The organism is Thermomonospora umbrina (genome assembly GCF_003386555.1).
GTDB lineage: Bacteria > Actinomycetota > Actinomycetes > Streptosporangiales > Streptosporangiaceae > Thermomonospora > Thermomonospora umbrina.
In genome coordinates this window covers 7168268-7194360 of sequence record NZ_QTTT01000001.1, presented here as the reverse complement: position 1 = coordinate 7194360, position 26093 = coordinate 7168268, and the positions used below count along the sequence as shown (strand labels likewise).

General features: G+C 73.0%; 29 protein-coding genes. 11 read left to right on the top strand and 18 right to left on the bottom strand.

Annotated features, from left to right (window positions below; translation table 11 throughout):
• Positions 1-94: 94 nt before the first annotated feature.
• Genes DFJ69_RS32695 through DFJ69_RS32660 form a run of 8 tightly spaced genes read right to left on the bottom strand, consistent with a single transcriptional unit; the run spans position 95 to position 7964 of the window.
• Entirely contained in the window at positions 95-913 is an 819-nt protein-coding gene (locus DFJ69_RS32695; RefSeq protein WP_116026140.1) for an ABC transporter ATP-binding protein, read from the bottom strand.
• Positions 910-1995 carry a FecCD family ABC transporter permease gene (locus tag DFJ69_RS32690; protein WP_245974666.1) on the bottom strand — a complete coding sequence of 362 codons (1086 nt, stop codon included), beginning with the start codon at positions 1993-1995 and terminating at the stop codon, positions 910-912. Before DFJ69_RS32690 ends, DFJ69_RS32695 begins: the two co-directional genes overlap by 4 nt.
• A complete protein-coding gene (locus DFJ69_RS32685; RefSeq protein WP_116026139.1) occupies positions 1992-2942 on the bottom strand; it encodes an ABC transporter substrate-binding protein in 951 nt (316 codons plus the stop codon). The genes DFJ69_RS32690 and DFJ69_RS32685 overlap by 4 nt, the downstream gene beginning before the upstream one ends.
• Positions 2942-3196 carry a hypothetical protein gene (locus DFJ69_RS32680; RefSeq protein ID WP_116026138.1) on the bottom strand — a complete coding sequence of 85 codons (255 nt, stop codon included), beginning with the start codon at positions 3194-3196 and terminating at the stop codon, positions 2942-2944. The genes DFJ69_RS32685 and DFJ69_RS32680 overlap by 1 nt, the downstream gene beginning before the upstream one ends.
• Positions 3189-4421 (bottom strand): YcaO-like family protein, encoded by a 1233-nt coding sequence (locus tag DFJ69_RS32675; RefSeq protein ID WP_116026137.1) that lies wholly within the window; start codon positions 4419-4421, stop codon positions 3189-3191. Before DFJ69_RS32675 ends, DFJ69_RS32680 begins: the two co-directional genes overlap by 8 nt.
• Positions 4418-5812, bottom strand: a complete 1395-nt coding sequence (locus DFJ69_RS32670; RefSeq protein ID WP_116026136.1) for a YcaO-like family protein — start codon at positions 5810-5812, stop codon at positions 4418-4420. The genes DFJ69_RS32675 and DFJ69_RS32670 overlap by 4 nt, the downstream gene beginning before the upstream one ends.
• The gene (locus DFJ69_RS32665; protein ID WP_170177901.1) at positions 5812-7203 is read right to left on the bottom strand and encodes a CocE/NonD family hydrolase; all 1392 of its coding nucleotides are present in this window, start codon (positions 7201-7203) and stop codon (positions 5812-5814) included. The genes DFJ69_RS32670 and DFJ69_RS32665 overlap by 1 nt, the downstream gene beginning before the upstream one ends.
• Positions 7200-7964: a hypothetical protein gene (locus DFJ69_RS32660; RefSeq protein ID WP_116026134.1), complete on the bottom strand. Its 765-nt coding sequence runs from the start codon at positions 7962-7964 to the stop codon at positions 7200-7202. The genes DFJ69_RS32665 and DFJ69_RS32660 overlap by 4 nt, the downstream gene beginning before the upstream one ends.
• A 586-nt stretch (positions 7965-8550) precedes the next feature.
• On the opposite strand from DFJ69_RS32660, the gene DFJ69_RS32650 reads away from it, so the two are divergent.
• Complete coding sequence (locus DFJ69_RS32650) at positions 8551-9828, top strand: MFS transporter (RefSeq protein WP_170177900.1); 1278 nt, start codon at positions 8551-8553, stop codon at positions 9826-9828.
• A 24-nt stretch (positions 9829-9852) separates the two neighbouring features.
• Here DFJ69_RS32650 and DFJ69_RS32645 read toward each other — a convergent pair whose 3' ends face one another.
• The 6 genes from DFJ69_RS32645 to DFJ69_RS32625 all read right to left on the bottom strand — a co-directional run bounded on the left by DFJ69_RS32645 (position 9853) and on the right by DFJ69_RS32625 (position 13976).
• On the bottom strand, positions 9853-10935 hold the full coding sequence (locus tag DFJ69_RS32645) for a DUF6230 family protein (RefSeq protein ID WP_170177899.1): 1083 nt from the start codon (positions 10933-10935) through the stop codon (positions 9853-9855).
• Positions 10932-11570, bottom strand: coding sequence for a hypothetical protein (locus DFJ69_RS34730; protein WP_170177898.1), 639 nt, complete (start codon positions 11568-11570; stop codon positions 10932-10934). The genes DFJ69_RS32645 and DFJ69_RS34730 overlap by 4 nt, the downstream gene beginning before the upstream one ends.
• Positions 11557-11988, bottom strand: a complete 432-nt coding sequence (locus DFJ69_RS32640) for a DUF6114 domain-containing protein (RefSeq protein ID WP_211328894.1) — start codon at positions 11986-11988, stop codon at positions 11557-11559. Before DFJ69_RS32640 ends, DFJ69_RS34730 begins: the two co-directional genes overlap by 14 nt.
• A complete protein-coding gene (locus tag DFJ69_RS32635; RefSeq protein WP_116026130.1) occupies positions 11985-12734 on the bottom strand; it encodes a DUF6230 family protein in 750 nt (249 codons plus the stop codon). Before DFJ69_RS32635 ends, DFJ69_RS32640 begins: the two co-directional genes overlap by 4 nt.
• Positions 12727-13197: a DUF6114 domain-containing protein gene (locus DFJ69_RS32630; protein WP_116026129.1), complete on the bottom strand. Its 471-nt coding sequence runs from the start codon at positions 13195-13197 to the stop codon at positions 12727-12729. The genes DFJ69_RS32635 and DFJ69_RS32630 overlap by 8 nt, the downstream gene beginning before the upstream one ends.
• A gap of 140 nt (positions 13198-13337) precedes the next feature.
• On the bottom strand, positions 13338-13976 hold the full coding sequence (locus DFJ69_RS32625) for a DUF6230 family protein (RefSeq protein ID WP_116026128.1): 639 nt from the start codon (positions 13974-13976) through the stop codon (positions 13338-13340).
• 456 nt (positions 13977-14432) lie between these two features.
• Here DFJ69_RS32625 and lepB point away from each other — a divergent pair, with 456 nt between their 5' ends.
• Together lepB and DFJ69_RS32615 are read left to right on the top strand one after the other, a co-directional pair.
• Positions 14433-15059 (top strand): signal peptidase I, encoded by a 627-nt coding sequence (gene lepB, locus DFJ69_RS32620; RefSeq protein WP_170177897.1) that lies wholly within the window; start codon positions 14433-14435, stop codon positions 15057-15059.
• An 889-nt stretch (positions 15060-15948) separates the two neighbouring features.
• Positions 15949-16560 (top strand): TetR/AcrR family transcriptional regulator, encoded by a 612-nt coding sequence (locus tag DFJ69_RS32615; RefSeq protein ID WP_116026126.1) that lies wholly within the window; start codon positions 15949-15951, stop codon positions 16558-16560.
• Between the two features lie 50 nt (positions 16561-16610).
• Here the strand turns inward: DFJ69_RS32615 and DFJ69_RS32610 are convergent, their stop codons facing one another.
• Positions 16611-17201 (bottom strand): TetR/AcrR family transcriptional regulator, encoded by a 591-nt coding sequence (locus tag DFJ69_RS32610; protein WP_116026125.1) that lies wholly within the window; start codon positions 17199-17201, stop codon positions 16611-16613.
• 98 nt (positions 17202-17299) lie between these two features.
• Between DFJ69_RS32610 and DFJ69_RS32605 the strand changes: the two genes are divergently transcribed.
• The 6 genes from DFJ69_RS32605 to DFJ69_RS32580 all read left to right on the top strand — a co-directional run bounded on the left by DFJ69_RS32605 (position 17300) and on the right by DFJ69_RS32580 (position 21466).
• Positions 17300-18469 (top strand): alkane 1-monooxygenase, encoded by a 1170-nt coding sequence (locus DFJ69_RS32605; protein ID WP_116026124.1) that lies wholly within the window; start codon positions 17300-17302, stop codon positions 18467-18469.
• A gap of 55 nt (positions 18470-18524) precedes the next feature.
• Positions 18525-18692: a rubredoxin gene (locus DFJ69_RS32600; protein WP_116026123.1), complete on the top strand. Its 168-nt coding sequence runs from the start codon at positions 18525-18527 to the stop codon at positions 18690-18692.
• Positions 18689-18871, top strand: coding sequence for a rubredoxin (locus DFJ69_RS32595; RefSeq protein WP_116026122.1), 183 nt, complete (start codon positions 18689-18691; stop codon positions 18869-18871). Before DFJ69_RS32600 ends, DFJ69_RS32595 begins: the two co-directional genes overlap by 4 nt.
• Positions 18864-20039, top strand: a complete 1176-nt coding sequence (locus DFJ69_RS32590; protein ID WP_116026121.1) for an NAD(P)/FAD-dependent oxidoreductase — start codon at positions 18864-18866, stop codon at positions 20037-20039. The genes DFJ69_RS32595 and DFJ69_RS32590 overlap by 8 nt, the downstream gene beginning before the upstream one ends.
• A gap of 21 nt (positions 20040-20060) precedes the next feature.
• Positions 20061-21116 (top strand): winged helix DNA-binding domain-containing protein, encoded by a 1056-nt coding sequence (locus DFJ69_RS32585; RefSeq protein WP_116026120.1) that lies wholly within the window; start codon positions 20061-20063, stop codon positions 21114-21116.
• Positions 21117-21220: 104 nt separating this feature from the next.
• A complete protein-coding gene (locus tag DFJ69_RS32580; protein WP_116026119.1) occupies positions 21221-21466 on the top strand; it encodes a DUF6457 domain-containing protein in 246 nt (81 codons plus the stop codon).
• On the opposite strand, the gene DFJ69_RS32575 is transcribed toward DFJ69_RS32580, so the two are convergent.
• Positions 21467-21700 carry a hypothetical protein gene (locus DFJ69_RS32575; protein ID WP_116026118.1) on the bottom strand — a complete coding sequence of 78 codons (234 nt, stop codon included), beginning with the start codon at positions 21698-21700 and terminating at the stop codon, positions 21467-21469.
• A gap of 91 nt (positions 21701-21791) precedes the next feature.
• On the opposite strand from DFJ69_RS32575, the gene DFJ69_RS32570 reads away from it, so the two are divergent.
• Positions 21792-22322, top strand: a complete 531-nt coding sequence (locus tag DFJ69_RS32570) for a hypothetical protein (RefSeq protein ID WP_116026117.1) — start codon at positions 21792-21794, stop codon at positions 22320-22322.
• A 27-nt stretch (positions 22323-22349) separates the two neighbouring features.
• Here the strand turns inward: DFJ69_RS32570 and polA are convergent, their stop codons facing one another.
• The gene (gene polA, locus DFJ69_RS32565; protein ID WP_116026116.1) at positions 22350-25025 is read right to left on the bottom strand and encodes a DNA polymerase I; all 2676 of its coding nucleotides are present in this window, start codon (positions 25023-25025) and stop codon (positions 22350-22352) included.
• A gap of 101 nt (positions 25026-25126) precedes the next feature.
• On the opposite strand from polA, the gene DFJ69_RS32560 reads away from it, so the two are divergent.
• Positions 25127-25528 carry a DUF2267 domain-containing protein gene (locus DFJ69_RS32560; RefSeq protein WP_116026115.1) on the top strand — a complete coding sequence of 134 codons (402 nt, stop codon included), beginning with the start codon at positions 25127-25129 and terminating at the stop codon, positions 25526-25528.
• A 198-nt stretch (positions 25529-25726) separates the two neighbouring features.
• Here DFJ69_RS32560 and DFJ69_RS32555 read toward each other — a convergent pair whose 3' ends face one another.
• Positions 25727-26056: a DUF3099 domain-containing protein gene (locus DFJ69_RS32555; protein WP_245974665.1), complete on the bottom strand. Its 330-nt coding sequence runs from the start codon at positions 26054-26056 to the stop codon at positions 25727-25729.
• Positions 26057-26093: the final 37 nt, after the last annotated feature.

The window sequence follows — 26093 nt, the reverse complement described above, 5'->3', positions numbered from 1 at the left end:
GGGAGGCACTTCTTCCCGAGCCGCCCGGGCTGCGCTGATGGCCGTTGCCCGGAACACGGAACCGACGGCACGAGCCACCATGAAGAGCGCTGACTCACCCATCCGGCGAAGCCACGGAGGCCGTCCGGGCCGCCTCGCTGAGCGTGGTGACGTCGTGCAGGCGGACGGCGACCCGGGGCAGGCCGTCGGGTCCGATGTCGACGTCCGCGTCGACCTGGTAGACGTCGCGCAGCAGGTCGGCGGTGACCACGTCCGTCGGGGCGCCGTCGGCGACGATCCGGCCCTCGTTCAAGACCACCAGCCGGTGGCAGGCCGCGGCGGCCAGTTGCAGGTCGTGCAGGGCGATCAACGCGGTGACGTCCAGCCCCGCGATCAGCCGAAGCAGATCCACCTGGTGGCGCAGGTCGAGGTGGTTGGTGGGTTCGTCGAGGATGAGCAGGCGGGGTTCTTGGACGAGCGCCCGCGCGAGCTGGACGCGTTGGCGTTCGCCGCCGGACAGGGTGGCCATGGAGCGATGCGCGAGGTGGGCGATGTCGCAGCGCCGTATCGCGTCGTCGATGAGCCGGTGCTCGGTGGGCGACAGCCCGCCGAAGCGGCCCTGGTGGGGGATGCGGCCGAGCGCGACGATCTGTTCGGCGGTGTTGTCCAGGTCGGTGGGCGCGTCCTGGGTGAGGACGGCCACCTGTCGGGCGACGTTGCGGGCCGGTGTGCGCCACACGTCGGCGCCGTCGACCCGTACCGTGCCGGTGTCGGGTCGCAGGCTGCGGTAGACGCAGCGCAGGAGACTGGACTTGCCGCTGCCGTTGGGACCGAGCAGCCCGACGATCTGGCCCGGCGGGACGTGCAGGGTGACACCCGACAGCCCGGCGGGGGTCCAGCCCAGGTCGTCGATCTCCACGGAGACGGGGGTCATCGCAGCCTCCGGCGGTCCGCGCGGCGCAGCAGGACGAGGAAGAACGGCGCGCCGAGCACGGCGGTGATGACTCCGATCGGGATCTCGTCGGGCCGGTTGAGCATCCGGGCCCCGACGTCCACCCACACCAGCAGGATCGCGCCGGTCAGGGCGGCCAGGGGCAGGACGCGGCGGTTGTCGCCGCCGATCACCAGGCGGACCGCGTGGGGGACCATCAGGGCGACGAAGCCGATGCCGCCGCTGACGGCGACGACGGCACCGATGACCAGCGCGCAGCCGACGACCAGACGACGCCGCACCCGGTCGACCTCCAGGCCGAGGCTGGTCGCCCCCTCCTCGCCGAGGACGAGCGCGTTCAGCCGTCCGCTCTGCGACCAGAACCACAGGGACCCCGCCACGACCACGATGATCGGCATCGCGATGTCGCGCCACTGGGTGCCGCCGAGCCCGCCGAGCATCCAGAACATCGCGGAGCGGACCTCCTTGTCCGGCGAGGTGAGCACGAGGTAGTGGGTGACGGCCTCGGTGAACGCCGCGACCGCGACCCCGGCCAGGATGAGCCGGGTGGGCGCGAGCAGGCCACGGCCGCCCGCCAGCAGCATGACCAGGGCGAACGCCGCCATCGCACCGAGGAACGCCGCCACCGGCAGGGAGAACGTCCCGAACGGGGCGATCCCGACGATGAGGACCAGCACCGCGCCGAAGGAGGCCCCGGAGCTGGCGCCGATGAGATACGGGTCGGCGAGCGGATTGCGCAGCACCGCTTGCAGGACCGTGCCCACGGCCGCCAGACCTGCGCCCACGGCGGCCCCCAGGAGCACCCGAGGCAGCCGGATGTCGAGCACGATCACCGTTCGCGGACCGGTGGGGGCGGTCTCCACCAGGCCGGGCAGGTAGCGGTGCCCGATGACCTCGGCGACGTCGCCGAAGGGGATGGCCACCGGTCCCAGCCCGACGGCGGCGATCATCGACAGGACCAGCGCCACCGACAGGCCGCCCACCAGGACGGGGAGCGCGGCCCGCCCGACCGCCGGTGTCCCGGCGGTCGGACGGCGTCCGGCCGAGGGGGCCTTGCTCGTCACCGGGCGAGCCCGGCCGTGAGGGTCATGAGGGCGCGTCCGCTGCGCACGCCCGGCTGGGTGTCGTTGACGGGGATGACGATGAACCGGTTCTCCTTGACGGCGGTGACGTTCTTGAGGGGGCCGTAGGACCTCATCCAGGCGATGGCCTTGTCGGCGGGTTCGAACGCCTGGTCCTCGACCAGGATGGCGTCGGGGTCGCGCTTGACGATCTCCTCCCAGGAGACCTGCTTGTAGGAGGCGACCTCGGGGAAGATGTTGGTGCCCCCGGCGCGGCGGATCAGATCGTCCACCAGCGCGCCGGACCCGGCGGTGGCGGGCTTGTCCTTGCCTCCGGCGTAGTCGAAGACCTTGAGGCTCCCGGCGACGGGCTTGACGGCGTGGACCTCGGTCTGAAGGCGGCGGACCAACGCCTCGGCCCGGTCCTGAACGCCGAACACCTGGCCGAGGGCGCGGACGTCGGCGTACACGTCCTCGACGCCGGCCTTGTGACCGGGGCAGTTGGCCGACAGCAGGTAGGTGTTGACGCCCTCCTTCTGGAGAACGGCCCGGTCGCCCATGGCCTTGGGCCCGTAGTCGTCGGGGTAGCCGCTGATCACGAGGTCGGGGTCGGCGGAGTAGACGACCTCCTTGGACGGCGGCGGGAACGCGCTCTCGGCGATGACCCGGACGCCGCGCAACGCGGGGGCGTACTCGGGGACGATGTCCTTGGCGGCCACCGTGCCCGCCAGCCGGTCCCGCAGCCCGAGCGCGAGGAGGACCTCGGTGGCCACGGTGCTGGAGGTGACCACCCGCTCGGGGGTCTTCGCGAACAGGTAGGCGGTGCCGCAGTTCCGCACCGTGACGGGCGCGGCGGACGATCCGGCACCGGCCGTGTCCTCCGCACCGCCGCACGCGGTCGCCAGCAGCGCGGCCGCGACCACGGGGATCAGGGAGGCGATCTTCTTCATCAGGGGGTTTCCTCTTTCTCATCGTCCCCGGCCCGGGATCGGCCGGGGCGTCGGCGGGCCTCGGCGACCCGCCATGCGTCTTCGCCGCGCACCCGCAGCGTGTCGAGGAGCGCCGCCTCGGTCTCGGCCGGCGCGTGATCGCAGGCCGCCCCCCGACACGCCTGGTCGGCGGCGAACGCGGCGAGCGCGGCGGGGCCGGGCCCGGCCAGGCCGGCGGAGACACGGCCGGCCTCCCGGGGCGGGGGTTCAGACATGGGGCATCGGCAACCGTTCGGGGGCGGAGGGCAGCGGCTCGGCCCCGTCGCCGAGGAACGGGAACGCGGCGGGGCCGGTGGAGCGCAGACCCGGCACGACGACACGGGCGACCGCCAGGCCGAGCCGGGCCAGGTCCGGCGGGGTGATGTCGATGGTCACCACGAGCAGTCCGTGCGCGGCCGCCGCTGTGTCGAGGTCGATGGGGCCGGGACGCCACCGGCCGCCGGGTCGGCCCGCCGTGAGCCGGGCGAGGATCCGCCGGGCCGTTCGGGGATCGGCGAGCAGTTGCAGCGTGCAGACCAGGTCGGTGGCGTCGGACAGGTCGGGCCGGTAGTCGTCGCCGTAACACCGGTCCTCCCGGTGGGGCTTGAGCACGCCGGACCATTCGGGGATGCCCTCGATCACCGCGTCCAGCGTGTCGAGCGAGACCAGGGCCTCCGCCGCCGCCTTGGCCCCGGCGGACGCCACCGGGTCGGCGGCGTTCGGGGCCAAAGCGCAGCCCACGCCCAGCCGGTCGCCGTGCCCCTCCGCGGTGCAGAGGACCACCGGAGCCCCCAACAGGTTCGGCACCTGGAACCAGCGGAGCCGCACCCCGTCCGGGACGGGCGACGGCTGGACCGCCAGCGGAGGGAACGCCCACCCCGCGTGCCAGGCGGTCGCCAGCGCATGCCGTTCGACCACTTCGGCCAGGGCGGCGGAACGCGCGGCGGCCGGGGTCGGCCCGGCGGCGATGCCCGCCGCCACCGGCAGATGCAGGGGTCGCCCCTCGCTCTCGGCGTGCTCGCCGGGCGCCAGCCACACCAAGGACGCCGGGACGAGGCGGTCCGTTCCGGCGGCGGTGCGTCCCGTGACCCAGCACGTGACGGTGTCACGCCGCAGCCCGACGAACGGGAACCCCGGCCGGCCGAGCTGGTCGGGCGAGTACAACGCCAACGTCTCGGGATCGATCGCGGCGGCACCGAGGTTCCGCCATGCCGAGCGCACCAGCCGGTCCGCCGGGACGAGGTGGCCCGCGTAGCGTTCGGCGGCCTCCCCGAGGGCACGGCGGGCCGCTTCCTGTGGGCTCGCCCACGAGGTGCCCCCGACGACCGGGTTGCCCAGCGGCAGGGCGAACCCGTCGGTGGCCGCGAGTTCGGCGGTCGCCGTGTGCAGTACGCCGTGACTGCGGTCGATGCCCAGCGCCCGCACCGGCCCGCAGCGCGGATCCAACAGTCCGGGGATCATGTGTGCGGCAGCGGGACGAGGTTGACGTCCTCCTCGGCGAGGGGAGCGTCACGAAGACCGAGCCGCACCGGATCGGTGCGCAGCCGCGCACCACCGAGGAAGGGGAAGGCGGCCGGGGCGTTGGAATAGGCCCCGGGCACCACGACCCGGGCCGCGCGGAACCCGACGGCGGCCGCGTCCGGGGTGGTGACGTCCACCGCGTGCGCGGTCAGCCCGGCGGCGGCCAACCTCCCCAGGTAGATGTCGTAGGGGTCCCCGGCGGGCGACGGCAGCTCGTCCAGCCCGATCGGTCGATGGTCGCCGATGATCGGCTCCAGGTGGGGTCGCAGGCTCGGGTCCAGCCAGATCTGGCTGTGGCACGACAGGTCGGCCACGTCACGGAAGTCGGCCCGGTACGAGTCGGCGTAGCGGCGGTCGTCACGGTACGGACGAAAGAACTCGATCGGGATCGTGCCCTCGCGCGCCGCCGTCCAGATGTCGCCGTCCGGGTCGAGCAGCCCCATCGCGTACCGGCGCAGCGTGACCGCCTCGGCCAGCGCCTTGTGGACGGCGACGGCCGGGTCGGGTCGTGCGGCGACCCCGAAGACCGCGAGCTCGTGCTCGGGATCCTCCAGCAGCACGCCGACGACGGCGACGTCGAACACCGTGGGCAGCGCCACCACCCGGTACCGGCACGGTCCCCGCGCCCCGACCGCTCGGGCCCAGCCGGGCCCCAGCTCCGGCGACGGTGTCAGCACCGAGGCGAGACGCGGGTGGTCGACGTGCACGGGACGGGCGGGCAGCCGGTTCGCCCACCAGATGACGGTGGCGTCGCGTTCGATGACCTCCTCGAGGGCGGCGGTGCGGGCCATCCGGTCATCGGTTCCGGCGGCGATCCCGGCGAGCATGACGTAGTTGGTGACCGGCTCCGCCAGCCGGGGAGGTTGGTGGTAGTTGATGTACACCAACGAGGCCGGCACCCACACCGGCTCCTCGGACGGCAGCGACGCACCGCGCGTCCACAGCACCGGCAGGTCGGCGGTGAAGGGCGTGAACGGGCACCCCGGGTCGGCGTACTGGGCCGGCGAGTACAGCGCCAGGTCGGCGGGGTCGACGGCGTGCTCTCCCGCGCCGACCAGCTCGGCATGCGTCGCGCGGCGGAGGCCGGCGGGCACGAAGTTGCCGCAGTAGCGTTCCACCGCCTCGCCGATGGCGCTCAGCCGGGCCCGGCCGGGGTCGCCGAACGCGGTGCCGGTGGAGACCCGGTCGGCGGGCCAGGGCAGCAGCGAGGCGATGTCGGCGACGTGGGTGGCGCACACGTCCAGGCCCCGGGGCCACCAGGGTTCCGGGTCGGCGTGCACGATCTGGGTGATCACTCCGGTGCGCGGGTCGACCAGCGCTTCGGGATTCATCACGGCTCCTCGATGGGGTGCGGCAGCCGCAGCGGGCCGGGCTCGATCTCGTATCGGGCCGGGCCGTCCGGGGCGCGGTGACGCGGGACGCGACCGGCGGTCAGCTCGACGTGCAGCCGATCGGCGGCGGCCGACTCGGCCGCGACCGGCGGAAGCCGCAGCTCCGCCCGCCCGGTGCCGGACGGAAGGGGAGCGGTCGCGTCGCCCAGACGGACGCGCACGCCGTCGGCGCGCTCGTGGACGAGGGTGGCCACCAGTTCCACGGGCCGTTCGGCGTGCACGGCCACGTCCAGGCGGGCCGCGCCGTGCCAGCTCAGCGGGCCCTTAGCGGTCAGCCGGACGACGTCGTCGCGGCCGGCGACGGGGGCCAGGTCGGCGGAGTGCGGCAGGGACGGGAACGGGTCGGCGGGGTCGTGCCGGATGACCGTCCGGTCGGCGGTGAGCGGCTCTTCGCGGTAGCGGGGGCGGCGGGCCGGCCGGGGATCGCGGTCGTGCCACCCGGCCCCCAGGACCAGGCACCGGCGGGGGTCGGCCCACGCGCCGCCTTCCGCGACGGTGGCCAGCCAGCTCAGCACGAGGTCGGCGGCGTCGGGCTCGTCCGGCACGTCGATCGCGCACTCGGGTTGCAGCCGGTGGGTGAGCGGGGACGCCCAGCCGCCGACGACGACCGTGGGGTCCGGGGCGAGCATCGCGTGCCGCAGCGTGGTCTCCGCCGAACGGCAGAACCAACTGCCCACATGCAACGTCGGGACGTCGACCTCCCGCACCGCCCGCGTCACCCGGCGGCGCTGCTCCTTGAACGTGCCGGGTGTCGGCGGCCACGGCCCCACCGGCACCGGCCAGCGTTCGACCAACGACGGATCCGCCAGATCGGTGGCCAGACCCGGGTCGAGCGCGAGCGTCAGGTCGAAGAGCCCGGGGTTCACGGCCGGGCCGCCCGCCAGTTCCGTGCGCCACCACAGCTCGTCGTCGAGCGGTGGCGTGCCGGTGACCGGCCACGGCTGCCGGGACGCCACCGCCCGGACCGCGGGATGGTCCGCCGCGCACCAGGCCGCGAACGCCTCATAGCCGATGCCGGAGAGCAGCACCCGGCCGTCGCACCACGGCTGCGCACTCGCCCAGTCCACCGTGGCCGCACCATCGGGCCCCTCGTCACGACCCAAGAGGAACTCGCCGCCCGAACGATGCCGCCCCCGCAGATCCTGGACGTGGACGGCGACACCCGCCTCGGCCAGCGCCGCCGCCTCGGGCCACACTCCGGCCGCCCCGTACGGAGTGCGCACCACCACCACGGGCGCGGGAAGGCTCGTGGGCAGGAACAGGTCGCCGACCAGCCGTACGCCGTCACCGGCGCGCACGGCGACGTCCGTCGCGACGCGTCGACCGTTCACCGGGTCGCTCGCAGGGGTTCGGGGGCCTCGCGCATCAGCCCGGCGGGGACCGGCAGCACCGGATGACGGCCGACCCGCCCGGTGGCGGCGTCCACGCCGGTCTGCACGCCGCGGCCGGGCGGGTCGTCGCCGCACAGCCAGGCGCGCACGTCCACGGCGATCAACGCGGCGGCCAGGGTCGCACCGAGTGCGCCGGCCGGGTCGGGTTCGGGGTGTCCGCCCTCGTCCAGCCATTGCCAATAGGCGGCCAGCTCGGCGGGCCAGGGACCGGCGGCCAGACGTCGGATCCGCGTGTCGACGTACCCTGCGTCGTCGGGCCGGGTGCGGAACGGGCCCGTGTACCAGCGGCGGCCCTCGGCGTGGCCGCGGTGCCAGGGCAACCCGGCGGCCAGGCACCGGGCGTCCAGCTCGGTCCATCGCCGGTCGGGCAGCCAGGGCGCGCAGGCCACCAGCACGGCCAGCCCGGTCAGGTCGTCCTCGGTGGTCCGCCGGACCGCCACTCCGGTCTCGGCGAGCAGCGGGTGGAGGGTGTCGGCGAGGGGGCCGTCCCCGGCGATCCCGACGATCCCGGGACCGGGCGGCGGCGGGGCCAACGCGCCCTCGGCCTCGAACACCGGCCGCAGCTCGGGTGCGCTCAGGTCGCTCTCGCCGCCGTCCTCGGACTCGACGGCCAGGAACTCCTCGGCCGGCGTGTGTACCAGCCATCCGTCACCCGCCGGGATCAGCGACACCCCACCGGCCCAGCGCATGTCCTCGTCCATCCGGTCTTCCGCGTCCCTAGTCTTGAGGAACCGGGTGCGGGCGTGATTCGCCCACGCCCGCACCCGGCCCGCACTTACGTCACCGCCTCACGTCAGCGCCAGGCGACGCTGGACGACCGCGCCGTGGCGTGGTTGGAGGAGTGAACCTGGCTGCGGCTCTTCGAGACCGCCAGCTTCTTGATCTTCATGTCGTGTCACCTCCTCTCCTTCGGGGGTTCCGGTCCCTCGGTCCGGCCTGCGCCTTGACGAGGGACCGGTAGGGCGCGCACCGCGCGAACAGGTCCGCGTGGGACCCGATGCCGGCGATGCGCCCCCGGTCAAGGGCCGCCACCGGGTCGGCGCCGCGCAGCGTCGCCGGCCGGTGAGCGATGACGAGGGTGGTGCGTCCCGGGCCCGGGCCACCGCGACCCGCTCGCCGCCCGACGGCCGGGAACGGTGCAGGCGACGGGAACGGGAGTGGCGCGCACCAGGCCGAACGGTCTCCGGCGCACCAGCACGGTGATCCCTCCAGGGTCGACGTTCCGCGTTCCGCTCACGCATTAGATCGACAATGAAAACGGTTGTCAATGTCCCTAAGCTGGGCGTCATGGACACCTCCCCCGAAACCGTGACCGATCCCCCGGCGAAGGGCCTGGTCACGCTGCTGAAGGCGAACCACGACTTCCGCCGGCTGTGGCTGGGAAACCTCATCAGCGTCTGCGGCGGCTGGTTCAGCGCGGTCGCGGTGTTCGCGATGCTCTACGAGCACGGCGGCGCGAGCCTGGCCGCCGGCGCCGCACTGGCGCTGCGCTATCTGCCGGGCCTGCTGATCGGCCCCTGGGGAGGCGTGCTGGCCGACCGCGCCGACCGCCGCACGATCATGCTGGCCGGGGACGGGCTGCTCGCCGTGCTGGCCCTGACGTTCCTGCTCGCCGACGGCCCCGACCGGCTGTGGCTGGTCTACCCGCTGACCTTCGTGTCCGCCGCCACCGGGTTCGTCTTCCAGTCCGCCCGGGGGGCCTGGATGCCCTCGCTGGTCCGCTCCGAGGAGTACGTGCTGTACTCGGCGGCGGTCCAGGTCAACGGGCTGCTGTTCCAGGCCGCGGGAGGGCTGGCCGGGGCCGGGGTCATCGCCCTGTTCGGCTGGCGCTGGGCGTTCGTCGTCAACGCGCTGTCGTTCGTGGCGTCGCTCCTGCTCACCGCGCGGGTCACCGGGGGCGCCAGACGCGGCGCGGCCGGGCCGGCGCCCGGCTGGGCGGCATCGTTCCGGGAGGGGGTGCGCACCGCCCGGCGGGTGCGGCTGATCGCCGCCCTGCTGTGCCTGGAGGCCGTGTTCTGCCTCGGCCTGGGCGGAACGATCACCGCCATGACCCACCTGGCGCTGCGGGTCCACGACCTCGGCGACGGCGGCACGGGCTGGTTCTACGCCGTGCAGGGTTGCGCCGGAGCGGCGGCGCTGCTCGTCGCGGCGCCCCGACTCCAGCGGATGAGCCCCGAGGCCCGGCTGTCGATCGTCGGCCTGTCCTGCCTCGGCGAGGGGCTGTGCACCGCCCTGCTCGGCCTGCCCGGCTCGGCCTGGGGCGCGCTCGCGTTGTGGGGGTGCGCCGCGCTGGCGGACGTCGTCTACGGCCCCACCGCCATCGCCGCCCTGCTGTCGGCGGCGGGCAACGAGGTCCGCGGCCGCATCATGTCGTTGTGGAGCGCGGTCGCCACCACGAGCCTGGCCATCTCGGCCCTGGTCTCCGGCGCGCTCCTCGACGCGTTCGGCCACCGCGCGCTGTTCGTCGTTCTCGGCGCGCTCATGGCGATACCCGGCGCCGCCTGGCTGTTGGCCGTCCGACGCTGGGATCTCCGACCGCCCGCACAGGCCCCGGGCACGCCGTGACCCTCCGGCCGGGGCCCTCGCCCGTCAGCCCAGCACGTCCCACTTCTGATACGTCGCCGTGTCGCAGGCGGCCAGGACCAGCTTCGTGCCGTCGGTGGTGACGCCGCCTGCGGGCTGGAGGCAGGTGCCGTTGGCGGTGCTGACGATCCGTCGCGCGGAGTCCACCCTCCACTGCTGGTCGGCCGCCCCCGAGCACGGCCTGATCTCCGCGGTCTTCGGCGAGGCGACGGCCGGGTCCAGCGAGAGGCAGTTGGTCGGCCTGCCGTTGACCAGGGACCGGAACGTGCCGTCGCTGTGCACGTACCACTGCTGGCTCGCCCCCGTGCCGCACGTCGTCTCGACGGCGTCGGTGCCCGAGGCCGCGCCGCCGCCGGTGAGGGCCATGCACTTGCCGTTGTCGTTCCTGGTGCGGCCGGTCGGCCAACTCGTCGTGTGCGCCGGGGCGGGGCAGTTCTGCGCCCCGGATTGAATGGAGATCTCGAGGTTGCGCAAGGTCAGGAAGCCGGGGATGTCGAGCACGCTCGCATTGGCGCTCAGCCCGCTGAGTTTGGCGTAGGTCGCGTCGATGCCGAGGCGGTGCTCGGCGGCCGGAACGCCCAGGGGATTGTCGACGTAATTGCCGGCGGAGTCCTTGAGGGTCGTGACGTCCTCGGCGGCGATGCCGATGTCGACGTTGCCGTCGAGGTTGAGGGTGCTGGTGAGGCTCTCGGCGTCCAGCACGATGTTGGCGCCCTTGATCTCCCACGTGCCGGTGTTGCCGTCGCCGGCCTTGACGAAGAGCGTGTACGTGCCCAGCGGGCCCAGACTCTCCTGGGTGGCGACGCACAGTTCATTGAGCTGTCCGTCGGCGAACCCCGCGCGGATCATCCGGCGGGTCTGGTCGCCCGTCGAGGTGCGGCGGGTGCTGTCGGCGACGCCCAGGCCGAAGTCGAGCGCGAACAGCCCCGCGCTCTTGACCTGCAGATTGTTGGACTGGGTGACCACCAGCGCGGCCTCGATCTGACCCTGGCGCACACCGAGCAGGAACGCCACCACGACCAGCAGGGCGGGAACGGCCGGAAGGGCGGTCCGCCGCCACGAGGTGCCCCCCGGCTCGGCCGCGCTCACTGGCTGGTCACCTTGAGGGAGCCGCCCTCGATGCCGACGGGAAAGGTGTTCGCCGTGGCGCTCGGATTGTAGGTCCGCATCAGGTAAACGTCCATATCCAAATTGCATCCGTTGGTGTCGGCGACGAAGTTGAAGCCGACGAGACTTCGGGCCTCCACACATGCGTAAAAGGTGATCAGATGGGCGATCTCAATGGAATTGATCACGCCGTACACGGCGGTGATCATGCCCGGCTGCCCGATGGCGGCGGTCCCCGCCGAGCCCAGGGCCAGGTCGTAATTGGTGCGACCCGTGGTCTCCGTGATGTTCAACCGGCCCGGTTCGGCCTCCAGATTGGTGAACGTGTAGCGATGGACCGTCTTGGAGGTGCCGTTGGCGAGCGTCAGGACGACGGTGCCGTGGTCGTGGAAATCGTCGACGGTGAAGACGGGGTTGAGCCACCTGCCGCCGGTGATGCTGACCTTCCACGGCACGTGCACGATGCACACGCCCAAAGCGGGGTCCTTCGTGCACCCCGCCGCGGCGTTCCCCTGGACGTTCGCGGTGGGGAGGGAGAGGGCGACGGCCGCCGCGACGGTCAGCAGCGGGGCGACGACGAGTCGGCGCAGCGCCCGTCCGGGTTCAACCGCGGGCACGCCGCCCCCGGTCCTTCTTGGGACCCCATCCCCACACCATCGAGCCGCCGAGGATGCCCAGCAGCGTGCCGATGAGGAACCCGCCGAGGTTCGTTCCGACCAGCGCGGCGAGGGCGACGCACACGCCGAGGAATCCGGCCAGTCGTCGGTGCACGGGGGCGGACCAGGCGACCAGGCCGAACAGGATCTGCGCCCCGCCGAGGATGTAGGCCGCCGAGGTGGACCAGCCGCCCTGCAGCACGACGCCGAGCGGGAAGTCGGCCATGTCGATCATGACCCAGCCGGAGAGGACCAGCCACAGCCCGCCCCAGAAGGGACGGGTGCGTCGGAACATGGCGAACCACCGCCACCCCCGCGCCGCGGCGTGACCGCCGCGGCGCAGGGGCCCCCGAGCCGTGGGCGCGCCGACGGCGCTCATGGGCAGTCCACCTTCGTCTTCGAGCCCTGCACCAGGGTGAGCTTGAGGTCCGGCAGGTTGATCGAGCCCTGCAGGTCCAGGCCGTAGGTGTCGGCGTCGAGGTCGTTGACGTCCAGCGTCCCCGCCTGGATGCCGAAGTTGCCCGCCGTGCCCCCGGTGAACGGCGCCGACCCGGCGTACAGGGTGTCGGCCGACTGGCCGAGCCGGAGGCTGGCGAGGTTCTTGCCCTGCCCGGTCAGCGAGGTGGCGTCCAGATAGAGGTTGCTCGCCGAGATCTGCTTGCCGGCGGGGTTGGTGATGGTGCCGTCCACCGGCTCGCCGCCCTTGATCATCAGCGAGAACGTGGTGCCGACCCCGCCGATGCTGATCGTCTCCGTGGCGATGGCGCACAGCCCGTTCAACGTGGCCGACTCGAAGGCGATGGAGGCCGTCCCGGCCTGGCCGGTGCCGCCGCGGTTCTGGGCGTGCAGATAGCCGGCCATGCCCCGACCGTTGACGTTGTCGGTGTAGATCTTGTAGCTGTTCTTGCCGGTGGCGAAGTTGACCGCGAGCGCGCCCTGCTGGATGAAGGCGCCGAGCGCCGCCATGCCGAGCAGCGCCGGGACGGCCAGCGTCACCGTGCCGCCGAGCCGGGTGCCGTGCCGCCGGCCCGCCTGCTCGCGCATGCCCCGGTCCCAGTCGCGCATCCGCCCGACACCCGCCGAGACCCGGCGCCGCGCCGCGCGCGTGGGTGACAGGTCACGCATGGGCGACTCCGTTCTTCTTCTTCTTCGCGGCCCTGCGGTCCCTGCGGGCCCGCTTCTTGGCCAACTGCTTCTCGGTGTGCGGCGCCCAGGCGAACACCATGGCGCCGCCGATGATCCCGCACAGCATTCCGACGATGAATCCGCCCAGGTTGGACAGCACCAGCGAGGCCAGGGCGAACGCGACGCCCAGCAGGCCGGCGAGGTGCCGCTGCGACGGGACGAACAGGGCGAAGAAGGCGAACACCAGCATGCCGAAGCCGATGACGTAGCTGGAGACGCCGCCGATGCCCGACTTGATCACCACGGTGACCGGGGACCACGACAACTGCAGGATGATGTAGCCGCTCAGCGCGAGCCACATCGCCCCCCAGAACGGGCGGCTCCGGCGGAACGCCTTGAACGCGCGGGGCGCCCCGCGGAGCGAGGACAGGGTCTTGCGGGGGTTGGGCAGTAGGGTGGGCATGCGCCCCTCCCGGATGTCTCGATGTCGCTGAGCGATGAGGGGGCCTCAGCCGCGCCGAGTGCGCGGCGCGGCTGAGGAGTGGAGGGTGTGGGTTCAGGGCCGAGGCGACGGGGTTTCCGCCGCCTCGGCCCGGCTGGTCATCAGGGGACCAGGGTGCAGGGGTTCTTGCCCGTCGCCACCGACAGGCGCAGCCCCGGCAGCGTGAGGGTGCCGGCGATGGTGGCCGCGTACGCCTTCGCGTGCAACTGGTTCAGCGTGACGCCGTCCCCCGCGGTCAGACCGAAGTTGCCGGCCGCGCCGCCGGGGGTGCTGGTGACCAGGTCGGCCGACTTGCCCATGGCGACGTTGCTCATGGTGGCGTCACCCTGGACCGCCTCGCCGTCCAGGACCAGGTTCTGGGCGGCGATCGCCGGGTTGCTGGAGTTGATCTGCAGGGTCCAGTCGACCCCGAGGATCGACTGGTTGGCGGCCGCGCACAGGGCGTTGAGGTTCGCGCTGGTGAAACCGGCGCGCGCCACGGCCTTGTCCCCGTTGGACCCGGTCCCGACCTGGTCCATGATCGCGCCGAACCCGTTGCCGTTCGTCAGCGCGGTGGACTCGATCTCGAACGGCTGGTTGGTGGTGGCGAAGGACGCCGCCAGCAGTCCCTGGGACAGGGCGATGCCCAGGCCCACGACGACACCCGCGGCCGGCACGGTGACGGCGCCGAAGCGTCCCCACCGGGTCCGGCCGGTGGTGGCGGCCTCTTCCGTCTGGTCGGTCTTGATCGCTTCTTCCATGCGAGCTCTCCCTATGCCTCACACGGGGCCCGTGCCCGGTGGCACGAGCCGGAGACCGAGCGATGCGGTGCCTGCCCGGGCACCCTCCCGCGCCACCCGGCGGAAAACCTGCTTCCGCTGGGGGATCCCGGCGCGTTCGGGGGAGATCTCAGTGACCGTCTTCACATCGGCAGGCGGATACTTGCACCCGAACAACGCATCGCGCTAGCCCCCAAGATGTGGCGAACCACAAGGAAGCCGACGTCAGAGCGCCCCGCGCCGAGGCCGCCAAGAAGTGAATCCGCAGTTCATCGACAGTCTCGGCCGGCCCGCGGCGGCTCTCCGGGCGGGTCCGAAAATTTTCTGAACGGCAGGGTCGCGGCGGGCCCCCGCGGACGTCGCGCCGTCGTCGTCACGGGGTCGTGTACGCTGCCCCGGCTCGCGCCGCTGTCGAGCCGGCGCGCCCTCGGAGGAACCATGAGCACCACTTCGCGGCTGCGCCGGACGGGCCGCATCGTCACCGGCGCCGTGATCGTCGTCATCGTGTCGGCCCTGGTCGCGGTGGCCGCCGTGACCGTGCTGGCGGTCCGCGTCCACGGCCACAGCATGGAGCCCACGCTGCGCGACGATCAGCGGCTGCTCATCGACTTCACCGTCGAGGGCGGGGACGTGCGGCGCTTCGACATCGTGCAGACCAGGCCGGACGCGGCGAGCCCGCCCATCATCAAGCGGGTGATCGGGCTCCCCGGCGACGCGGTGCGGATCGTGCCGCGGGACTCCCGCACCGCCGAGGTGCGGGTGCGGCCCGCCGGCTCCGACCGGTGGCACGTGGTGCGCAACCCCGCGTGGACGAACTGGAACGGCCGGGGCCTGCCCTGCTGCGGTCCCGACGGGCGGCAGGGCCGCGAGTCCACGCCCGCGGTCGTGCCGCCGGGCAGGCTGTGGCTGCTGGGCGACAACGCCGGCCACTCCGACGACTCGCGCAAGTACGGCTTCACCGACGCCTCGCTGGTCAGCGGGCGGGCGTGGCTCGTGGTCTGGCCCTTGGCCGACCGGGGCGGCGTCGCCGGCCGGGTACGGCTGGAGCCGCTCGCCGGACCCTGAGCGGCGGCGTCGGTCGACTTCGACAGCGTCCGCACCCGCCCGCCCCTCTCCGAGAATGCCGATCCCGGGAGGTCGACGCCTCCCGGGTCCATGGGCCGTCACCGCCGACGGCCGAGGTCCCATGCTCGGGCATCCGGGAGGGCCGGCGCTGCGCACCGGTTGAGCGGGTTCCGGTCCCGTTTGCCCTCCGGCTGACAAGAACCGCGACGCGGTCCGTCCGGGCACGGGCCCGGGCCGCGACGCCCGGCGGGGCGGCTGCCACGAGAGTGCCTTAGGGGGCAAGAGCTTCTGCCGTGAACCATGTGGCCGGATCCGGCCATGGGGTGTGGGTCCGGAGCGTTGCGGCACTAAAGCGACCTGTGCGAAGTCGCCGGCCGGGTGACTGAGCAGCCGAGCCTCACCGAGCGCGTTCGGGCCGCCACCGGTGACCCGGTGATCGGGCACAACCTCGTTCGGTGTTCAGGTCGCGCCGAAACCCGACGAATCATGCTTTCCCAGGTCGGAACGTCTTGATAAACGTCAGCGTCTATGTTTCTGTTCGGAGGCCACCACTGTCGCGGCCGTCGGGGCCGGCCGTCGGCGGGGTCGTGGCGTTCGTGCCCCGGGACGGGCCGCCCCTCTCTCCTCCTCGAGGCGGCCCGTCCCCACCCCCAGGAGCGTCGTCATGAGATCAAGCCTCCGGCACCGCTGTCTCCGCGACACGTCCCCCGCCGCCCCCGGCGGCCGAGGTGTCGGCACCGCCCTCGTCATGGGTGTGTCCGGCGTCGCGGACGGGCGGTCGGGTCCGACCGGCCCCCCTCCGGAACGGAAACTCGATCCGGTTCTTCGCCGAAGGGCGGCCTGGAAAGAGGGATTTGCCGAGAGGGGTGATTGTTGGTCAAATTACCGCGTGGCCTACCGACGTACCCCCCGAGTGCAGGCCAGGCTGGATTCGCAGCGCGAGCTCCTGCTGAGCGCGGCCGCCGCACTGCTCGCCGAGCAGGGGTACGCGGGGTGCACGATGGCGGCGGTCGCCGCGCGCGCCGGGATCGCCACCGGCACCGTCTACCGGCACTTCGCGAGCAAATCCGACCTCACGGTGGAGCTGTTCCGCACGGTCTGCCAGGGAGAGCTGGCGGCGATGGCGCAGGCCGCCGAGGGGCCGGGCGATCTCCTGGACCGGATCGTGGCCACCACGGAGACGTTCGTGACCAGGGCGTTGAAGGCGCCCCGGCTGTCGTACGCGCTCCTGGCCGAGCCCGTCGACGCGGCGGTGGAGGCCGAGCGGCTGGTGTTCCGCCGCGCGTTCCGCGACGTCTTCGCGGCGCAGATCGCCGAGGCCGTCGAGTCCGGCGTCCTGCCACCGCAGGATCCCCGGCTGAGCGCCGCCGCCCTCGTGGGGGCCGGCGCCGAGGCGCTGACGGGTCCGCTGTCGGGCGAGACGGCGGGGCCCGACACGGTCGCGGAGCTGGTGGGGTTCGTGCTGCGCGCGCTCGGCGTGCGTCCCCACGGCCGGGAGTGAGCCGGCGACGAACGCGGCCCGCACGTCCGTCCCGTCGTCGGGGCGCGGTGTCAGCGGTCGCGGAGCAGACCGATGCGGACCAGGATCCGGGCCAGCCGGGCGGCGGTGACGTCCGCCGGGGCCACCGGCTGGACGATGTGGCTCACGGTGAGCCGCACGATGGTCTCGGCGCCCAGATCGAGGGAGTCCTCGTCGATGTGGGGCCAGGCCTCCGCCGCCCAGCCCTTGAGCATGGCGGTGGCGATCTCCAGGAGCGGCCCGGAGCGGGTGGTGAGATGGGCGAGCAGGTCGCCCCCGCCGCGCGCGCTGGTGAGGACGCTCTTGAGCAGCGGGTTGTCGGCGGCGGACTCCAGGGTGAAGCGGACCGCGACCTCGACCGCCAGGCCCTCGTCGTCCTGATGCGCGTCGAGTCGTTCCTGCACGCCGAGCAGGAAGCCCTCGACCTCCCGCATGACCAGGGCCTCGCCGACCTGTTCCTTGGAGCCGAACTCGGTGTAGAGGGTCTGACGGCTCACCCCCGCGGCGGCGGCGATGTGGGTCATCCGCAGGCCGCCCCATCCCTTGGCGGTGACCAGGTCGTGGGCGGCGTCCAGGACCCGCTGGTGCAGCAGGGACTGGACTGACTCTCTGTAGCGCGTCATCGCCGTAAGCATATCCCGCCCAAAACGTCCAGACCCTTGACAGTTTTCCGGCAAGTGTCTACTTTTTGGACATCTTGCTCCCAAATGTAGGAGGGGTGATGACTGCCATCTCAGCGCCGGGCACCAGTGAGGTGGTGTGGCGGGACGGCAAGAAGTACCTGTGGCTTCTCGGCCTGTTCGTGCCGGCGTTCCCGTTCCTCGCCTGGGGCGGCGTCGCGGCCACCGGGTGGGACGTTCTGTGGTTCTCGGGGGCGTTCCTGCTGTACGGCCTGTTCCCCATCCTGGACCTGCTGGTCGGCAAGGACTCCAACAACCCGCCGGAGAGCGTGCTGACCTGGCTGGAGGGACAGCGCTACTACCGCTGGTGCACCTACGTCTACATCCCCGTGCAGTACGCCGGCCTGGTGGTGGCCTGCTGGCTGATCACCCGGGGCGGCATGTCGGGCGCCGACAAGTTCGCCCTGGCCCTCACCGTGGGCGGGGTCGGCGGCATCGGCATCAACACCGCGCACGAGCTGGGGCACAAGAAGGAGTCTTTGGAGCGCTGGCTGTCGAAGATCACCCTCGCGCAGACCGCGTACGGCCACTTCTACATCGAGCACAACCGGGGCCACCACGTCAGGGTCGCCACCCCGGAGGACCCGGCCAGCTCGCGGCTGGGGGAGAGCTTCTGGCGCTTCCTGCCGCGCAGCGTCTGGGGCAGCTTCCGCTCCGGCTGGCACCTGGAGAAGGCGCGGCTGGCCCGCCTCGGCAAGGGGCCGTGGACCTTGCGCAACGACGTGCTCAACGCCTGGGTGATGACCATCGTGCTGTTCGGCGCGCTGACGGCCGCCTTCGGGCCCGGCATCCTCCCGTACCTGATCTTCCAGGCGGTGTTCGGCTTCTCGCTCCTGGAGGTCATCAACTACCTGGAGCACTACGGCCTGCTGCGGCAGCGCACCGAGTCCGGCCGGTACGAGCGCTGCACCCCCCAGCACAGTTGGAACAGCGACAACATCGCCACCAACGTGATGCTGTACCACCTGCAGCGGCACAGCGACCACCACGCCAACCCCACCCGCCGCTACCAGGCGCTGCGGCACTTCGACGAGTCCCCGCAACTGCCCACCGGCTACGCCGGGATGATCGTCCTGGCCTACTTCCCGCCGCTGTGGCGCCGGGTCATGGACCACCGGGTGGTGGCCCACTACGACGGCGACGTGACCCGCGCCAACATCCAGCCCTCCAAGCGCGACCGCATCCTGGCCCGGTACGGCAAGGCGGCCTGACCGGACCCTGATGCGGGCCGAAGAACCGAAGAGACCGAAGCGAACGGAGGCGCGCATGAGCCGCTACCGCTGTCCGATCTGCGACTACGTCTACGACGAGCAGAGCGGTGACCCCCGTGAGGGCTTCCCCGCCGGGACCCCCTGGTCCGCCGTCCCCGACGACTGGTGCTGCCCGGACTGCGGGGTTCGCGAGAAGATCGATTTCACCGAGGATGTCGCATGAACGACCTGAGGATCTGGCAGTGCCTGGTCTGCGGATTCGTCTACGAGGAGGCCAAGGGCTGGCCCGAGGAGGGGATCGCGCCGGGCACCCGCTGGGAGGACATCCCCGACGACTGGTCCTGCCCGGACTGCGGCGCCGCCAAGGCCGACTTCGAGATGATCGAGGTCACCCATGCCTGACCCGGGCGTTCCCCGCTCGGTGGTCGTGGTCGGCACCGGCGTCGCCGGTGCCACCGCCGCGCTCACCCTGCGCACCGAGGGCTACGACGGCCGCATCACCCTGATCGGTGACGAGCCGCACCAGCCCTACCGCCGCCCGCCCCTCTCCAAGGACGTGCTCACGGGCGGGTCCGCTCCCGAGCGGATCCGGCTCAGGCCGCCGGCGGCCTGGCGGGACCAGGACATCGAGCTGCTCACCGGCACGTCCGTGACCGGCTTCGACGCCTCGCACGTGACCCTCGCCGACGGGTCCCGGCTGGGCTACGACCGGCTCCTGCTGGCGACCGGCGGACGCCCCCGCGTCCTGCCGCACGCCGCGGGGATCGCCGGCGTCCACACGCTGCGGACCCTGGACGACGCGCAGGCGCTGCGCGCCGACCTGGAGGCCGCCGAGTCGCTGCTGGTGATCGGTGCGGGACTGGTGGGACTGGAGGTCGCCGCCTCCGCCCACGCGCTGGGCCGAGAGGTGACCGTCCTGGAGGCGGCCGACCGTCCCCTCGAACGCGTCCTGCCCACCGTCCTCGCCGATGCCGTGACCCGTCTGCACGGCTCGCGCGGCATCGCGATCCACACCGGGGTGAGGCTGAACGCCCTCACCCGGAAGGGCGACACCCTCGTCGCCGAGGCCGCCGACGGAGGCCGGTGGAGCGCCCAGGTCGTGCTGGTCGCCATCGGCAACGAGCCGCAGACCCGACTCGCCGAAGAGGCCGGTCTGCAGGTGTCCGACGGCATCGTCGTGGACGCCTCCGGCGCCACGTCGGCGCCCGACGTCTTCGCCGCGGGCGACGTCGCCCGCTACCCCGACCCGCTGCACGGGGGGTCGCACCGGGGCGAGCACTGGAACCACGCCCAGCGGCACGGCGCCGCCGTCGCCCGCGCCATGCTCGGCCACGACGCCCCGTACACGGAGGTGCCGTGGTGCTGGACCGACCAGCACCAGATCACCCTCCAGATGATCGGACGCCCGCCCGAGTCCGCGGACCTCCTGGTGGACGGCGACCCGGACGGCTTCGACTTCACCGCGGTGGCCCATCGCGACGGCACGCCCGTCGCGGCGTTCGCGGCGGGGCGGCCGGGCGACTTCCGTCGCCTCCGCGAGGGCATCGGCAGGCTCCCGGCCCCCTCCTGACCGGCCGGTAGCGTTGCGGGCATGACCTCGGGGCACGGCGACGCGGCGGACGTCCGGGCGGGACGCGCCCGCGCCCAAGGGCTGCATCGACGGTCGACCGGCGGTCCGGTCGAGATCGTTCGGCATCTGCTGGCCGTGCAGGCCCAGGATTCCGCCGCGTTCCCGCTTGCCCTGCGGGCACGGACGTCGGGCCTGACGGAGTCGGCGCTGACCGAGGCCCGGGAGGCGGGTTCGCTGGTGCGCTGCTGGGGCCCGCGCGGCACGCTGCACCTGGTCGCCGCCGAGGACCTGGCCTGGTTCCACCCGCTGGTCCGCCCCGCCCCGGCCGGCTCGTTGCGCAGGTTGCGGGACCTGGGTGTCGAGGTGGACGCCGACACGGCCGTCCGCGTGACCGAGGCGGCGCTGGCGGGGCGGGGCCCGCTGACCAAGCCGGAGCTGGGCGAACGGCTCGCCCGGGCCGGCCTGCCCGCCGAGGGGCAGGCGATCGTTCACCTGGCGATGCTGGCCGCGGGTCGGGGCCGCGTCGTGCTCGGCCCGGAACGCGCCGGCAAGGCGACCTATGTCCACGCGGGGGACTGGCTGGGCGCGCCACCGCCCGTCGAGGCGCCGGACCGTGAACGGGCCCTGCGGACGCTGGTCGCGCGCTACCGCGCGGCCCACGACCCCGCGGAGCCACGGGATCTGGCCGCATGGTCGGGCCTGCCGCCCGGCGAGATCCGACGTGCGTGGAGCGACACCGCCGCGGAACGCGACCACGGAGAGTCGGACGCCGAGCCGATCGTGCGGCTGCTGCCGGGATTCGACGAGTACCTGCTCGGCTGGCGGACCAGGGACCACGCCGTCCCCACCGTCCACCGGACGCGCGTCCATCCGGGGGGCGGGGTGATCCGGTCGGTGCTGCTGGTGGACGGCCTCGCGGCCGGGACCTGGCGGATCCGCCGTTCGCCCGGGCGCGCGGACCTCGCCGTGGAGCCGTTCGAGCCGCTGTCGGACGCCGTGGCGTCCGGCCTCGCGGCCGAGGTCGCGGGTGTCGGCGCGTTCCTCGGACGCCCCGCCCGCCTGACCGTCGCGGACTGAACACGGGAACGCCGTTCGCGCGCGGGGGAGCGTCGAGGGTGCAAGGTGGAAGCGAGGCGGGATCGTGACAGCCGAGTCGTGCGCACACCATCGCGGAGGAACGGATGCTGGAGGATTGGATCGAGGCGGTCTGCTTGGAGCTGGGCCTGGACCGCGACCGACTCGACCGGGACCTGGTGCTCGACCTGGCGCGCGACGTCGCCCACGGGGTCGCCCGCCCGGCCGCGCCGCTGACCGCCTACCTGCTCGGCCTGGCGGTGGGCCGGGGCGACGCCGCCCGCGACGCCGCCGCCCGCATCACCGAGCTGGCCCAGGGCTGGGAGGAGCGCCCGGTCGGGGAGGCCCGCTGATCAGGACCCCCCCGTCACCTCGGTCACGGGCACCACGTCGCGCAGGAAGTCCCGACGGCCCAGGAACGCCGACAGGCTCTCGCGGTGCTCGTCGCAGGCCAACCAGATCTTGCGCCGCTCGGGGTCGTGGATCTTCGGGTTGTTCCAGCGGAGCGCCCATACGGCGTCGGCGCGGCAGCCCTTGGCCGAGCAGATCAGGTCGTCGGCGGGGTGGTCGAGTCCGGATTCAGTCACCGCACCAGTGTGGCGTTCCGTCGCACGGCATGCATGAACGCCCCTCCCGGTGGGATGTGACCTTCCAGGGCGTGTGACAGGGGGAGGGGACATGACGACGCGTCATCTGAGGCGGCGGGACACCACGGGCCTGCTCGGCGAACCGGCGCTGCTGGGCATCTACCTGAACGACCATCTGGCCGGGGCGACCGTCGGGGCCCGGCTCATCCGGCGCATCACGGGCGCGCACCAGGGGACCCCGGCCGCTCCCGAGCTGGCGAGGCTGACCACCGAGATCGCCGAGGACCGCCGGGCCCTGATGAACGTGATGGGCTCGCTGGGCGTCCCGGTGCGGCGGGCCAAGCTGGTCCTGGGCTGGGCGGCGGAGCTGCTGGGGCGGCTCAAGCCGAACGGCCGGCTGGTGCGCCGTTCCCCGCTGAGCTCGGTGATCGAGCTGGAGGCGATGATGCTGGGCGTGGAGGGCAAGGCGGCGTGCTGGCGGACGTTGCGCAGGCTCGCCGAACGCGAGCGCAGGCTCGACGGGGCCCGGCTGGACGCGTTGCTGGACCGGGCGGCGGCCCAGTCCCGGCTGCTGGAGGAGCTGCGGGTCCGCGCGGTGGACGACATCATCGGCATTCCGTGATCTAAAACGTCAAGGCGCCGGGTCGGGTCAGTGCGCGGCGGCGTCCCAGTCGCCGCCGCTGCCGACGGCCACCTCCAGCGGCACGACCAGCGGATGGGCCGTGGTCATCCGGTCGCGCACCAGCTCGCGCGCGGCGGCCTCCTCGCCGGGGGCGATCTCCAGGACCAGCTCGTCGTGCACCTGGAGCAGCAGGCGGCTGCGGAGACCGGCCTCGCGCAGGGCCTCGTCGACCCGGAGCATCGCCAGCTTGACCAGGTCGGCGGCCGACCCCTGGACGGGGGCGTTCAGCGCCATCCGCTCGGCGGTCTGTCGCCGCTGGTGATGATCGCTGGTCAGCGCGGGCAGGTGGCGTCGTCGGCCGAGGAGGGTCTCGGTGTGGCCGCGCTCGCGGGCCTCGTCCACGATCCGCGCGAGGAAGTCGCGGACCCCGCCGAACCGCTCGAAGTAGGCGTCCATCAGCGGCCTGGCCTCCTCGACGGGCACGCCGAGCTGCTTGGCCAGCCCGAACGCCGACAGCCCGTAGGCCAACCCGTAGGACATGGCCTTGATCCGGCGGCGCATCTGCGCGTCCACGGCCGCCGGCGCCACCCCGAAGACCTGCGCCGCCATCGTGGTGTGCAGGTCCTCGCCGGACGCGAACGCCTCCAGCAGCATCGGGTCCCGCGACAGATGGGCCATCACCCGCAGTTCGAGCTGGCTGTAGTCGGCCGTCATCAGGGACGCGTACCCCTCGCCCGGCACGAACGCCCGCCGGATCAGCCGCCCCTCGGTCGTGCGGATCGGGATCACCTGGAGGTTCGGCTCGGTGGACGTCAGCCGACCGGTCGCCGCCACCGTCTGCTGGAACGTGCTGTGGACGCGGCCGTCGGCGCCCAGCTCCCGGAGCAGCCCGGCCACCGTCATGTGCAGGCGGGCCAGGTCGCGGTGCCGCAGCAGGATCCGGGGGAGCGGGTTGTCGGTCCGCTCCGCCAGCCAGGCCAGCGCGTCGGCGTCGGTGGAGTGACCGGACTTGATCTTCTTGGTGCGGGGCAGCCCGAGGTCCTCGAACAGCACCTGCTGGAGCTGCTTGGTGGACCCCGGGTTGAACGGCCGTCCGGCGACCCGCGCGGCCTCGTCGGCGACCTCCCGCATCCCGTCGGCGAACCGGTTCTCCAGCGCGCCCAGCATCGCCCGGTCGACGTTGACCCCGGCGCGCTCCATCCGGGCCAGCAACCCGGCCAGCGGCAGTTCGACCGTGGCGAGCAGCGGGCCCATGCCGGTGTCGGCGAGCCGTGGGCCGAGGGTGGCCTCCAGGTCCAGCACCATGCGCGCCCGGACCATCAGCGCCGACGCCCAGCCCGGGCCGTCGGGACTCGGCGGTCGACGCCCCAGGTAGCGGCCCGCCAGGTCGTCCAGCGAGTACGCCGCCAGACCGGGGCGCAGCAGGTAGGCCGCCATGGCGGTGTCGCCCGCGACGCCCCGGACCTCCCATGCGTGCTCGGCGGACACCCGCAGCAGCGCCTTGGCGTCGTCGACCACCTTGGCGGCCTCCGGGTCGGCCAGCCAGTGCGCGAACACACGCTCGTCCGCCTCGGTGAGCCGCGCGACCTCGAACGCGGTCGCGAAGCCGTCGCCGGTCGCCAGGCCCACGTGCGTGATCCGTCCGGCGCCGCGCGCCCACGCGTGCACGGTGACCAGGCCCACGGGACGGTCGCCGGCCGGGCCCGCGAGCCAGCCCCCCAGAGTGCCGGGCTCCAGCTCGGAGCCCCGGATCCGCACCACCGGACCCTCGGCGGCGGGCTCCCGGCCGCCGCCGGGGTCGGCCGCGAAGAGCCGTTCGCGCAGGCTCGGGTTGCGGAACTCCAGGTCGTCCAGCAGCGTCGTGAACGCGGGCAGGTCGTAGGGCGCGCGCCGCAGCCCCTCCAGGTCGCCCATGCCGTCCGGCAGGTCGACGTCGCGGACCAGCTCGGTCAGCCGCCGGTTGAGCCGGACGACGTCGAGGGCGGCCCGCAGCCTCTCCCCGGCCTTGCCCGGAACCTCCTCGGCCCGGTCGAGGAGGGCGGCCAGCGTCCCGTACTCGCGGATCCACTTGGCGGCCGTCTTCTCGCCGATGCCCGGGATGCTCGGCAGGTTGTCCGACGGGTCCCCGCGCAGCGCCGCGAAGTCCGGGTACTGACGGGGCGTGAGGCCGTACCGCTCCTGAACGCGTTCGGGCGTGTAGCGGGCCGGCTCGGAGACCGTGCGGGTGAAGTACAGCACCGTGACGTGGTCGTCGACGAGTTGGAAGACGTCCCGGTCGCCGGTGATGATCAGGACCTCGCCGTCCTCGGCCCGCGCCCGGGCGGTCAACGTGGCGATCACGTCGTCGGCCTCGTACCCCGGCACGCGCAGCGTCGGGACGCTCATCGCGGCGAGCAGGTCGTCGAGGATCACGAGCTGGCCGCCGAACTCCTCCGGCGACTTGGCGCGGCCCGCCTTGTACGCGGGGAACGCCTCGGTGCGGAACGTCCGCCGGGAGACGTCGAAGGCCACCGCCACATGGGTCGGCCGCTCGTCGCGCAGCGCGTTGGCCAGCATCGAGGCGAACCCGTACACCAGGTTCGTCGGCTGGCCGCCCGTGGTGCTGAAGTTCTCCACCGGCAGCGCGTAGAACGCCCGGTAGGCCAGCGAATGGCCGTCCACGAGCAGCAGCCGGGACCGCTCCGAACCACTCCGACCGCTCATGTCCGCACCCTACTAGCCGCCCGACGCGTGTTAGCGGGATGCGAGAGCGGGCACACCGTGACCCTTGCGGAGGACGATCCCGAAGGAGGGGAGCGGTCGTCATGAAGCATGACGAGTTCATCGGTCTCGTGCAGAACAGGGCGCGGCTCTCCAGTCGCGGAGAGGCGGAACGGGCCTGCCGGGCCACCCTGGAGACGCTCGGGGAACGGGTACCGGAGGGTCTCGCCGACAAACTCGCCGCGCAGTTGCCGCACGAGATCGGCGAGCATCTGCGCCGCACCGAGGTCTACGGCGGCCTCGGCACCGGCGAGCGGTTCGGCCGGCGCGACTTCATCGTGCGCGTCGCGGCCCGGGCCGGGGTGGACGAGCGGAAGGCGAGCTTCCTCGCCCGGTCGGTGCTGGAGGTCGTGAACGAGGCCACCCAGGGGAAGATCACGTCCAAGGTCGGCGAGAGCCTGCCGCCCGACATCAGGGAGCTGGTCGGCTCGGGAAGCCGGGGCTGACACCGGATGGACGAGGCGGCGGACACGCCCGGGAGAGAAGAGAAAGCGACGCCGGGTGGATACGGGGGCAACCCACCCGGCGTCGCATCATCGGTGTTCCGACGGGGGCCCGGAACACCGGCAAGGGCGCCCCGACGGGGGACCAGAGCGCCGGTACAAATCGTACACCGAAACCCCCCACCGTTAGTCAAGGAAAAGTCACGAGCCGATTTCCGGAGGCGGTCCGGAAATCTCCTTCCGGTCGGGCCTTTGAGCGTCCTCGAAGTGCGCCCTGGGCTGCGGCTCCCGCCCGCCGTTGGCGATCACGACGCTGACGTAGGGCATGACCAGCGCGCCGACCACCAGCAGCCCCGCCACCCACACCGGGGCGCCCAGCACCGCCGAGAGCACGGCGGCCACGAAACAGGCCGTCCGCACCCCCATCGACACCAGATACCGCCGCTGCCGGTGCCCGATGTCCTCGGACATGGGCACGGGGGCGTCGGTGACCGTGAAAACGGCGGCGCGTCTGCGCGGAATCACCTTCACACATCCACGGTAGGCCCACGCCACGTCGGTGGCGACA

Coding starts and splice junctions, on each gene's coding strand:
- DFJ69_RS32695 (WP_116026140.1), bottom strand. CDS start 913: ATGACCCCCGTCTCCGTGGAGATCGACGACCTGGGCTGGACCCCCGCC.
- DFJ69_RS32685 (WP_116026139.1), bottom strand. CDS start 2,942: ATGAAGAAGATCGCCTCCCTGATCCCCGTGGTCGCGGCCGCGCTGCTG.
- DFJ69_RS32680 (WP_116026138.1), bottom strand. CDS start 3,196: ATGTCTGAACCCCCGCCCCGGGAGGCCGGCCGTGTCTCCGCCGGCCTG.
- DFJ69_RS32675 (WP_116026137.1), bottom strand. CDS start 4,421: ATGATCCCCGGACTGTTGGATCCGCGCTGCGGGCCGGTGCGGGCGCTG.
- DFJ69_RS32670 (WP_116026136.1), bottom strand. CDS start 5,812: ATGAATCCCGAAGCGCTGGTCGACCCGCGCACCGGAGTGATCACCCAG.
- DFJ69_RS32660 (WP_116026134.1), bottom strand. CDS start 7,964: ATGGACGAGGACATGCGCTGGGCCGGTGGGGTGTCGCTGATCCCGGCG.
- DFJ69_RS32650 (WP_170177900.1), top strand. CDS start 8,551: ATGGACACCTCCCCCGAAACCGTGACCGATCCCCCGGCGAAGGGCCTG.
- DFJ69_RS32640 (WP_211328894.1), bottom strand. CDS start 11,988: ATGAGCGCCGTCGGCGCGCCCACGGCTCGGGGGCCCCTGCGCCGCGGC.
- DFJ69_RS32635 (WP_116026130.1), bottom strand. CDS start 12,734: ATGCGTGACCTGTCACCCACGCGCGCGGCGCGGCGCCGGGTCTCGGCG.
- DFJ69_RS32630 (WP_116026129.1), bottom strand. CDS start 13,197: ATGCCCACCCTACTGCCCAACCCCCGCAAGACCCTGTCCTCGCTCCGC.
- DFJ69_RS32625 (WP_116026128.1), bottom strand. CDS start 13,976: ATGGAAGAAGCGATCAAGACCGACCAGACGGAAGAGGCCGCCACCACC.
- lepB (WP_170177897.1), top strand. CDS start 14,433: ATGAGCACCACTTCGCGGCTGCGCCGGACGGGCCGCATCGTCACCGGC.
- DFJ69_RS32610 (WP_116026125.1), bottom strand. CDS start 17,201: ATGACGCGCTACAGAGAGTCAGTCCAGTCCCTGCTGCACCAGCGGGTC.
- DFJ69_RS32605 (WP_116026124.1), top strand. CDS start 17,300: ATGACTGCCATCTCAGCGCCGGGCACCAGTGAGGTGGTGTGGCGGGAC.
- DFJ69_RS32600 (WP_116026123.1), top strand. CDS start 18,525: ATGAGCCGCTACCGCTGTCCGATCTGCGACTACGTCTACGACGAGCAG.
- DFJ69_RS32595 (WP_116026122.1), top strand. CDS start 18,689: ATGAACGACCTGAGGATCTGGCAGTGCCTGGTCTGCGGATTCGTCTAC.
- DFJ69_RS32590 (WP_116026121.1), top strand. CDS start 18,864: ATGCCTGACCCGGGCGTTCCCCGCTCGGTGGTCGTGGTCGGCACCGGC.
- DFJ69_RS32585 (WP_116026120.1), top strand. CDS start 20,061: ATGACCTCGGGGCACGGCGACGCGGCGGACGTCCGGGCGGGACGCGCC.
- DFJ69_RS32580 (WP_116026119.1), top strand. CDS start 21,221: ATGCTGGAGGATTGGATCGAGGCGGTCTGCTTGGAGCTGGGCCTGGAC.
- DFJ69_RS32570 (WP_116026117.1), top strand. CDS start 21,792: ATGACGACGCGTCATCTGAGGCGGCGGGACACCACGGGCCTGCTCGGC.
- polA (WP_116026116.1), bottom strand. CDS start 25,025: ATGAGCGGTCGGAGTGGTTCGGAGCGGTCCCGGCTGCTGCTCGTGGAC.
- DFJ69_RS32560 (WP_116026115.1), top strand. CDS start 25,127: ATGAAGCATGACGAGTTCATCGGTCTCGTGCAGAACAGGGCGCGGCTC.